General features: G+C 73.0%; 5 protein-coding genes and 2 pseudogenes. 4 read left to right on the top strand and 3 right to left on the bottom strand.

The window, feature by feature from the left end; all coding sequences use genetic code 11:
* Positions 1 to 148 precede the first annotated feature (148 nt).
* The 3 genes and pseudogenes from ABTX81_RS27755 to ABTX81_RS27745 all read right to left on the bottom strand — a co-directional run.
* Positions 149 to 565 (bottom strand): annotated as a pseudogene (locus ABTX81_RS27755) (NPCBM/NEW2 domain-containing protein); the annotation flags it as partial.
* A gap of 36 nt (positions 566 to 601) precedes the next feature.
* A pseudogene (locus ABTX81_RS27750) lies at positions 602 to 2,275 on the bottom strand (NPCBM/NEW2 domain-containing protein); the annotation flags it as partial.
* Between the two features lie 79 nt (positions 2,276 to 2,354).
* Entirely contained in the window at positions 2,355 to 4,469 is a 2,115-nt protein-coding gene (locus ABTX81_RS27745; protein ID WP_350550792.1) for an alpha-galactosidase, read from the bottom strand.
* A gap of 236 nt (positions 4,470 to 4,705) precedes the next feature.
* Here ABTX81_RS27745 and ABTX81_RS27740 point away from each other — a divergent pair, with 236 nt between their 5' ends.
* The 4 genes from ABTX81_RS27740 to ABTX81_RS27725 all read left to right on the top strand — a co-directional run bounded on the left by ABTX81_RS27740 (position 4,706) and on the right by ABTX81_RS27725 (position 8,952).
* Positions 4,706 to 5,746 carry a substrate-binding domain-containing protein gene (locus ABTX81_RS27740; protein WP_350550790.1) on the top strand — a complete coding sequence of 347 codons (1,041 nt, stop codon included), beginning with the start codon at positions 4,706 to 4,708 and terminating at the stop codon, positions 5,744 to 5,746.
* On the top strand, positions 5,739 to 7,334 hold the full coding sequence (locus ABTX81_RS27735; RefSeq protein ID WP_350550787.1) for a sugar ABC transporter ATP-binding protein: 1,596 nt from the start codon (positions 5,739 to 5,741) through the stop codon (positions 7,332 to 7,334). The genes ABTX81_RS27740 and ABTX81_RS27735 overlap by 8 nt, the downstream gene beginning before the upstream one ends.
* Complete coding sequence (locus ABTX81_RS27730) at positions 7,331 to 8,374, top strand: ABC transporter permease (protein WP_350550784.1); 1,044 nt, start codon at positions 7,331 to 7,333, stop codon at positions 8,372 to 8,374. The genes ABTX81_RS27735 and ABTX81_RS27730 overlap by 4 nt, the downstream gene beginning before the upstream one ends.
* A gap of 176 nt (positions 8,375 to 8,550) precedes the next feature.
* Positions 8,551 to 8,952: a hypothetical protein gene (locus ABTX81_RS27725; protein ID WP_350550782.1), complete on the top strand. Its 402-nt coding sequence runs from the start codon at positions 8,551 to 8,553 to the stop codon at positions 8,950 to 8,952.
* Positions 8,953 to 8,974 lie beyond the last annotated feature (22 nt).

Raw genomic sequence — 8,974 nt, 5'->3', positions numbered from 1 at the left:
GCCGCCGAACACCTCGGCCAGCCAGACGGCGACGTGCTCGATGTGGGTGGGCGTGAACCGAGCGAAGACCGGCGCGACCTCGGCACCGCGCCCGCCCCGGTCAGCAGGTGAGCAGGTGAGCAGGTCAGCAGCTCACCAGGTCAGCGGCTCAGCAGGTGAGCACCGGCGCGGCCCAGTCGGCGTGGTCGCTGTTGGTGCCGTCGCCGCCGTCCGTCACCACGAGCCGCAGCTCGTTGGCCCCGGTCAGCGCCGCGGTGAGGTGCCCGACCCCGGAGGCGGCCGTCATCCGTCCGCTGTCGGCGACCTTGGTGTCGTCGGCGTAGATCTCGAAGGAGACCGAGCCCCGGCCCTGCGCCTCGGCGTCCACGCCCACGTCGGTGCTCAGCGCGGAGCAGGAGCCGCCGAGGTAGTAGACGATCTCGCTGAACGCGTTGACGCCCAGGCCCTTCTGGTAGGTGGCACCGCCGATGGTGATGGTGGAGCCGTCCCGGGCCTGGTTGCCGCCGTTGCTCATGTCCCGCTCGACCGGGCCCCAGCTGTTGCCCGCGGCGGACCAGGCGACGTCGGAGAGCTGGTACGTCCCGGCGGCCGGGCCGCTGCCGCAGGCGATCCGGACGTTCGCCCAGTCGGCGTGGTCCCAACTGGTGCCGTCGCCGCCGTCGGTGACCACCAGTCGCAGCTCCTGGGCCCCGGTGAGGTCGGCGGTCAGCCGCTTCGCCGCGTCCCGGCCGGTGACCGGTCCGCTGTCGGCGGCCTTCACGCCGTCCTTGAAGACCTGGAACACCACCGAGCCGTTGCCGTACGCGTCGTCGTCGATCCCCACGTCGGTGACCAGGTTGCGGCAGGTGCCGCCCAGGTGGAAGCCGATCTCGCTGGGGGCGTGCACCCCGAGGCCGTAGGGGTACGGGACGCCGCGGACGGTGATGGTCTTCCCGTCGCCGGCCAGGTGGTCGCCGTTGCTGCGGTCGCGCTCCACCGGGCCCCAGAAGTTGGCGGCGGAGGTGAACGGCAGGTCGCTCAGCCGGGTCACCCCGCTGGGCGGGGCGACCGGGGAGCTCGGGGTGACCCGGAACATCGCCGTGCCGTGCCCGGGCACGACCGCGCTGATCGCCCCGGTGCTGGTCGAACTCCGCTTGGACCACAGGTCCTTGACGGTGTACGAGGCGGCGCCGCCGATGCCGACGGCCTGCGCGGTGGTGCTGATGGTGGCGTCGTAGGAGCCCTCGTTGGTGAGGGTCACCGACCGGCTGCCGTCCGCCAGCGGCTTGCTCATCACCACCAGCCCGTTCTCCCGGGAGACCACGGTGCCCTGCCGGCCGAGCGGGTCCTGGTCCACCGCGATGACGTCCCGGTTGGTGAGGATCTCCAGGGTCTCCGGCTCGGCGCCGCGCAGGTCGGTGCCGATCATCAGCGGGGCGGCCATCTGCGCCCAGAGGCTGAAGTGGGTCCGGTACTCGGTACCGGTCATGCCGCCGTTGCCGACCTCCAGCATGTCCGGGTCGTTGAAGGCACCGGGCTTGACGTAGTTGGCCAGGCCCTGGTTGGCCTGGGCGATGGAGATCATGCTCTGCCAGTTGTCGCTGATGTCACCGGTGGTGCGCCAGGAGTTGCCCACCGGCTGCGCCCAGTTCCACGGCCCGGTGCTGCCCCACTCGCAGATGCTGTAGAGGATCGGCCGGCCGGTCCGCTTCAGCGCCTCGCCCATGGTCCGGTAGCGGGTCTGCGCGTCGAGGCCCTTGTTGTTGCAGTTGTCGTACTTGAGGTAGTCGACGCCCCAGGAGGCCCACAGGTCGGCGTCCTGCTGCTCGTGGCCGAGGCCGCCGGGGAAGCCCTTGACGTCGCAGGTGTGGTCGCCGGCGCTGGAGTAGATGCCGAACTTCAGGCCCTTGCCGTGCACGTAGTCGGCGAGCGCCTTGATGCCGTGCGGGAAGCGGACCGGGTCGGGCACGAGGTTGCCGGCCGCGTCGCGCTGGGGCAGCGCCCAGCAGTCGTCGAGGTTGACGTACTGGTAGCCGGCGGCCTTGAGGCCCTTGTCGACGAAGATGTCGGCGATGCCCTTGATCATCGCCTCGTTGAACTGGTCCCCGCAGTAGGTGGAGTTCCAGTTGTTGAAGCCCATCTGCGGGGTCAGGTTGAGGCCGTTGTCGAGGGCCGCGGCCGGTGGCGCGGTGGCGAGTTGGAGCCCGACGGCGAGGGCGCCGCCGCCCGCCGTCAGGGCCAGGGCGGTCAGCGCGGCCGCGAGGCGGCGGCGTGGTCGGGCATCGGGGGTGCGCACGTGTCCTCCAGGTGTGGGAGCGGAATGGGCGGGCGGGCCGGGGGAGTCGGCCCGAGGTCGAAGGGTGGGGCGGGGCGGCTCAGTTGAGCAGCGTCCAGGCCTGCCCCGCGGCGGCCGGGTCCGACGGGCTGAGCACGACCGCGGAGGCCGGCGCGGCCTGCGGGGCGTTCAGGGCCAGCCCGGTGGCGACGTTGGTGATGATCAGCGCCCCGGTGGCGGTGTTCTGCAGGACCCGCCACTTCTGGTGGGGGCTGGCGGGGTCCCAGCGGTTGAGCACCCAGGCCGCCGAGCCGGTCCCGTTGCCGCCGGTCAGCGTGCCGTGCACCTGGGTGGGCGTGTCGCAGTTGTTCGTGATGCGCACGGTGCCGTCGGGGTTGGGACTGAACTTCCACTGCTCCGAGGTGTGCCAGTCCCACCAGGTGTTGATGTCGGTGGTCGAGCCGTCCGGCGCGGCGCACATGCCCCGCACCTCCAGGGCCTGGCCGCCGGTGCCGCCCGCGCTGATGCCGTGGTAGCGGCCGTCGCCGACGACCGCCGCCGGGACGGTGGCGGGCAGCGGCTTGAGGCGGTAGAACGCGACACCGTGCGCCGGCACCCAGGAGCCGACGGCGCCGGTGAGGGTGCCGGTGGCGCCGGTCCAGAGGTCCTTGGCCGTGTAGCCGGGACCGGTCAGCCCGAGGTCGGCGAACGTGCGGGTGATGTACTGCCAGCCGGACGGGTCCTGGTTGACCAGCAGCACCGCGGTGTCGCCGTCGGCCAGTTGGCGCTTGAGCACGAGGGGCGCGGTGGAGTTGGCGGGCGGGGCGCCGACCAGGGTGGCCGGCTTGCCGAGGCGGTCCTGGTTCACCGCGATGACGTCGGTGTTCTTGTACATCGCCAGGGCGGTGTCGCTGACGCCGGTGCTCCAGGTGACGCCCTGGTCGGTGTGCCGGGAGTCGGCCGCGGTACGCAGGTCGGCGCCGAGGATGAACGGGGAGGCCATCATCGCGACGATCGACATCTCGCTGCGCGCCTCGTCGTCGGTCATCGGTTTGTGGCAGAGGCAGGTGTCGGTGGTGCCGTAGACGCCGTAGGGGGACAGCCAGCCCGCGAACAGCATGTCCATGTCGTTCCAGCTGCCGGGCCGGACGTTGCCCGGGTACTCCAGGGCGGTCCGCAGCTGGCCGTTGTAGAGCACGCCGTCCAGGTCGGGGCCCCGGTCGCCGCCGATCCGGCAGAGGTTGGCGACCTGGCCGCACCACTTGCCGGTCGGCGCGTAGCCGGGCGCCTCGCGCTCGGGGGTGCCGGCGGCGACCACCACCGGGTCGGTGCGGGCCGGGTCGTCGGCGGCCAGCAGGTACGGGACGCCGGTGTGCACGGGCTGGGCGGAGATGCTGAAGGTGACCCGGGGCCGGTTCTGCGCGGCGGAGGCGGCGTCCAGCGCCCGGCGGAAGTCCTGGGCCCGGGCGTAGATGGACCGGGTGAGCTCCCGGCCGATGCCCTGGGTGTAGTAGTCGTGACCGTCGGGTCCGACGATCCTCGGCCCGTACGGGCAGTCGTCGTACTTCACGAAGTCGACGCCCCAGGTCACGAAGTCGGCGGCGTCGGTGCTCTCGTGGCCCAGGCTGCCGGGGCGGCCCTGGCAGGTGGTGTAGGTGGTGGTGGCGTAGAGGCCGAGCTTCATGCCCTTGCTGTGCGCGTACCAGGAGAGGTACTCGATGCCGTTGAGGGTGCGGCCGTCGACGGTGCGCGAGGGGAAGCGCGCCGGGTCGGGGACCAGGTGGCCGCTGGTGACGTCGAGACCGGTGCCGTCGGTGCCGCTGACGGGGTTGCGGTTGGCGTCGTAGAGCTGCATGGCGCCTTCGGCGGTCTTGGCGAAGTCGGCGCTCTGGCCGTCGCGGTGGCCCAGCGACCACCCGTCGTCGATGGTGACGGTGTTGTAGCCGGCCGCGACCAGGCCGCGGGAGACCATGAAGTCGATGGTCTGGACGACCTGTTGCTGGGTGACGGCGGTGCCGAGGGTGTTCCAGGAGTTCCAGCCCATGGGCGGGGTGAGGGCCTGTCCGTTCTCGACGGTCACGGCCGTGGGCGCGGCGGGGGGCGCGGCCGTGGGGGCGGCCGTCGCGGGACCGAGGGCGAGCGTGCCGAGGCCGGACGCGGCGAGGGCCAGCGCCAGCAGGGTGCGGGTGGCGGAACGGGACGCGTTTCTGCGCATGGGCGCTCCAGGGGGCGCGGAGTGGGGGCGCATGAGGTTCGCTGGTGAAGGGGAGCAGCGATGATGCTTTCTGTCTCTTTTTCAAACAGAAAGCAACGCAGCATAGCCAGGGTCGGAGTCGACACTCAAGAGGGCCGTTCCGTGTCAAAGGGCTTGACGGCTCGTCAGTATCGCGTGTGATATTTCACCCGCGTTGGAATCTGTTCGGTTCTGCTTGATGAGGAGTGGCCCCCTTCATGATCAGAAGCACCAGCCGCCGCGCCGCGGCCGGCTCCCTCCTGCTGGCGCTCGGCCTGACCGCGGCCTGCTCCGACGGGCAGGAGACGACCGGCGGCACCACCTCGGCGGCGCCCGTCAGCGGGAAGATCTCGATCACCTACCTGCAGAAGCAGGGGGACCAGGAGTACTTCATCGGCGAGGCCGCCGGGGCGAAGGCCAAGGCCGCCGAACTCGGCGTCGACCTCAAGGTGGTGAACCTCGGCAGCGACGCCAACAAGACGGTCAGCGAGGTTCAGGCCGCCGTCGCCCGGAAGGCCAACGGCGTGATCGTCGTCGTCCCCGACCCGGCCGTCGGACCGCAGGTCGTGCGGACCCTCCGGGACGCCGGGATCACCCTGCTCACCTCCGACGACCAGGTCTGCGCCACCGGCCCCGACCCGGCCGCCTGCGCCAAGGCCGACCTGGTGCCCCGGATCGGCTTCAGCGGCGCCCAGATGGGGGCCGAGGTCGGCAAGCGCGCGGCCGAGGAGTACACCAAGGCCGGCTGGAGCGCGGCCGACACCCGGGTCATCTCGGCCTGGAAGCAGGACGTCACCGTATGCGGGGACCGCGTCAAGGCCGCCAAGGAGGCCTTCGACGCGGCCGTTCCCGGCGTGAAGGCCATCGACGTCGCCACCGACAACACCCCCACCGGCGCCCAGGACAAGGTCGCCGCGACCGTCACCGCCAACGCCGGCGTCAAGCACTGGGTGGTGTGGGGCTGCAACGACGAGAACGTGCACGGCGGCGTCACCGCGCTGCAGAACGCCGGCGTCGGCGCGAACGACGTGATCGGCATCGGCCTCGGCGCCTACCTCGCCTGCAAGGACTGGGGCTCGGGCAAGCCGACCGGGATGAAGGCCGCGCTGTTCATCAACGGCAGGGAGGTCGGCGCGCTCGCCGTCCAGACCATGTACGACAAGCTCAAGAACGGCAAGGACCTCCCGGCCGAGCTGTTCGCGCGCGCCACCATGGTCGACGCCGCCAACTGGCAGGGCGCGGGAGTCACCTGTGGCTGACCGGGCCGCCGCGGAACCGGCCGCCGCCGGGGCGCCCGCCCCGCGGCCGCCGGTCGGCACCGGCGTGATGGCCGTCGGCAAGACCTTCGGCGCCGTCCGGGCCCTGAGCGGCGTCACCCTGGACTTCCCCCGGGGCGCGGTCACCGCGCTGATGGGCGAGAACGGCGCCGGCAAGTCCACCCTGCTGAGGATCCTCACCGGCGACCACCGGCCCACCGAGGGCCGCGTCCTGCTCGACGGCCGCCCCGTCGAACTGCGCTCCCCGGCCCAGGCCCGCGCCCTCGGCATCCGCATCGTCCCGCAGGAACCCGAGATCGTCCCGCACGTCTCGGTCGCCGAGAACGTCTACGCCGGCGCCCTGCCGACCGGCCGCGGCCGCCGGCTGGACCGCGCCGCGCTGCGCCGCCGGATCACCGCCGACCTCGACCGGCTCGGCTTCACCGGCGTCCTCGACCCCGACCTCCCCGGCTCCCGGCTCACCGCCGCCCAGCGCCAACTCGTCGAGATCATGCGCGCGTTGACCGGCGAGGCCAAACTCATCGCCTTCGACGAGCCCACCTCCTCGCTCTCCGAGCACGAGGCCGACGCCCTCTTCGCGCTCATCGGCCGGCTGCGCGCCGAGGGCGTCGCGGTGGTCTACGTCTCGCACCGGATGCGGGAGATCCTCCGGCTCGCCGACCGGATCGCCGTACTGCGCGACGGCGCGCTCGTCGGCGTCCAGGACGCGCGCGACACCACCGAGGCCGACCTGGTGCGGCAGATGGTCGGCCGCGACCTGTCCGCCCTGTCCGTGCGCGGCGGCGTCGCCACCGACCGGGTCGTGCTGCGGGCCCGCGGCCTCACCACCGACCATGTGCGCGACGTCGACCTGACCGTCCGGGCCGGGGAGGTGGTCGGCCTGGCCGGGCTGATCGGCGCCGGGCGCTCGGAACTCGCCCTCGCGCTCGCCGGGGACCTGCCGGTCCGCTCCGGCACCGTCACCCTCGACGGGCAGCCGCTGCCCGCCGGCCACCCCGGCCGGGTGATCCGGGCCGGACTCGGCCTCGCCCCCGAGGAACGCAAGGCCCAAGCCCTCTTCCTGCACCGGTCGATCCGCGACAACACCTCGATCGCCGTCCTGGACCGGCTGCGCCGCGCCCGCTTCGTGCGGCGCGCGGCCGAACGCGAACTGGCCCGCGCCCACACGGACCGGCTGCGGGTGCGCGCCCCGTCGATCGAGCACGAGGTCCGCAAGCTCTCCGGCGGCAACCAGCAGAAGGTGGTGCTCGCCCGCTGGCTGGCCCGCCGGCCCAAGCTGCTGATCCTCGACGAGCCGACCCGGGGCATCGACGTCGGCGCCAAGGCCGAGATCCACCGGATCGTCGCCGACCTGGCCGAGGAGGGCGTCGCCCTGCTGGTGATCTCCTCCGAACTGCCCGAACTCCTGGGCCTGGCCGACCGGATCGTCGTCCTGCAGAACGGGCGGGTCACCGGTGAACTCGACCGCGCCGACGCCACCGAGGAGGCCGTCCTGCAGCTCGCCATGGCCGACGACTTCACCGCGGCCGGCGCCCCCGCCCGCCCGACCTCCCCGGGAGCACCCTCATGACCAGCGCCACCGACCCGTCCGCCGTCGACCGCCCCGACCCCGGCCGCGCGCGGCGCGGGGGCGGCCGCCCGCTCGCCCTGCTCGCCGCCGTCGGCGGCCAGAACCTCAGCCTGCTCGGCGCGCTCGCCCTGGTCCTCACCGTCTTCGGGCTGCTCGACGACAACTACCTCGGCTGGACCAACATCCAGGTGATCGCCGAGGCCGCGACCATCACCGGCCTGCTCGCCGTCGTGCAGACCGTGGTGATCATCTGCGGCGGCCTGGACATCTCGGTCGGCTCCCAGGCCGGTCTGGCCTCCGTGGTCAGCGCCATGGCGTACACCTCGGCCGGCTCCAACGCCCTCGCCGGCACGGCCGCCGCGGTGGCGGTCGGCGTCCTCGTCGGCACCGTCAACGGCGTCGTCATCGTGCACGGCCGGGTCAACGCGACCATCGCCACCCTGGCCGGCCTCGCCGCCTACAAGGGCATCGCCCAACTCGTCTCGGACGGCCGGGCCCAGGGCTACGTCCTCGGCGACCCGGTGTTCGTCTTCCTCGGCCGCGGCCGGATCGCCGGACTGCCCGTCATGGTCTGGATCCTGATCCTCGTCGCGCTCGCCGTGCACGTCCTGCTCACCTACACCGACCTCGGCCGCAACCTCTACGCGATCGGCGGCAACGACACCGCCGCCCGGCTGGCCGGCATCGCGATCAACAGGTACCTGGTCGCCGTCTACGCCCTGATCGGCGCGGTCGCCGCCCTCGCCGGCATCCTGCTCACCGCCCGCACCGGCTCCGGCCAGCCGGTCTCCGGCAGCGAGGGCCTGGAACTCAAGGCCATCACCGCCGCCGCCCTCGGCGGCTGCGCCCTCAAGGGCGGCCGCGGCGGCATCGCCGGCACCCTCCTCGCCGTCGCCCTCCTCGGCGCCCTCGAGAACGGCCTCACGGTCGAGGGCGTCAACGCCTTCTGGCAGAACGTCGCCCAGGGCTCCCTCCTCATCGCCGCGGTCGTCGTCCAGCAATCCCGCACCGGCGACCGCCCCGTCGGCCTCCCCGGCTAGAGAGAGGCGCCTCGACGTCGCCACCGGACGCCGGCGGTTAGCCCGGCCAGGCAGGGCCTTTCCGCCGCCCGGGTAACCGGGGGGTCGGGCGGGGGAGGAGTGTGGTGGTTCGGGTACGGATCGGGCCGGCGCGGGGAACCGTCCCCGCCGAGGAACCGACCCCCCAGGAGGCCGACATGGCCCGTACCAAGCCCCTGCTCCTGACCGCTCTCGCCCTTCTCGGTGTCCTGTCCGCGAGCACCGCGGCCGCCGCCGACGACCGGCCCGCCGACAAGCCCGCCTCGGTCAAGCCGGCCTTCACCGCGCCCCAGGCCCAGGCCGCCGCCGACCCCGCGCTGCTGGCCGCGCACGACCAGGTCGTCGGTGACTGGGTCGATGTCGCCCCGGGCGGCAACGGGCTCGCCTACGTGGCCTGTCCGGCCGGCGAGGTGCCCACCGGCGGTGGCGGCCAGACCAGCGCCTTCCGGATCTTCTTCACCGACTCCTACCCGAGCGGCGGCTACTGGGTCGTGCGCGGCACCAACACCGGTACCGCGACGGAGTCCATCCGGGCGACCGCCGTCTGCACCACTCCGTGATCCGCGACTGAACGCCCCGGCC

It is taken from the genome of Kitasatospora sp. NPDC097605, from assembly GCF_040302725.1.
Classification (GTDB): domain Bacteria; phylum Actinomycetota; class Actinomycetes; order Streptomycetales; family Streptomycetaceae; genus Kitasatospora.
Note: the sequence above shows the minus strand (reverse complement) of the source record. Positions and strands in the feature narration are given on the sequence as shown.

Excerpts from the sequence above, each read along its gene's own strand:
- ABTX81_RS27730 (WP_350550784.1), top strand. The coding sequence starts at position 7,331 with ATGACCAGCGCCACCGACCCGTCCGCCGTCGACCGCCCCGACCCCGGC.
- ABTX81_RS27725 (WP_350550782.1), top strand. The coding sequence starts at position 8,551 with ATGGCCCGTACCAAGCCCCTGCTCCTGACCGCTCTCGCCCTTCTCGGT.
- ABTX81_RS27740 (WP_350550790.1), top strand. The coding sequence starts at position 4,706 with ATGATCAGAAGCACCAGCCGCCGCGCCGCGGCCGGCTCCCTCCTGCTG.
- ABTX81_RS27745 (WP_350550792.1), bottom strand. The coding sequence starts at position 4,469 with ATGCGCAGAAACGCGTCCCGTTCCGCCACCCGCACCCTGCTGGCGCTG.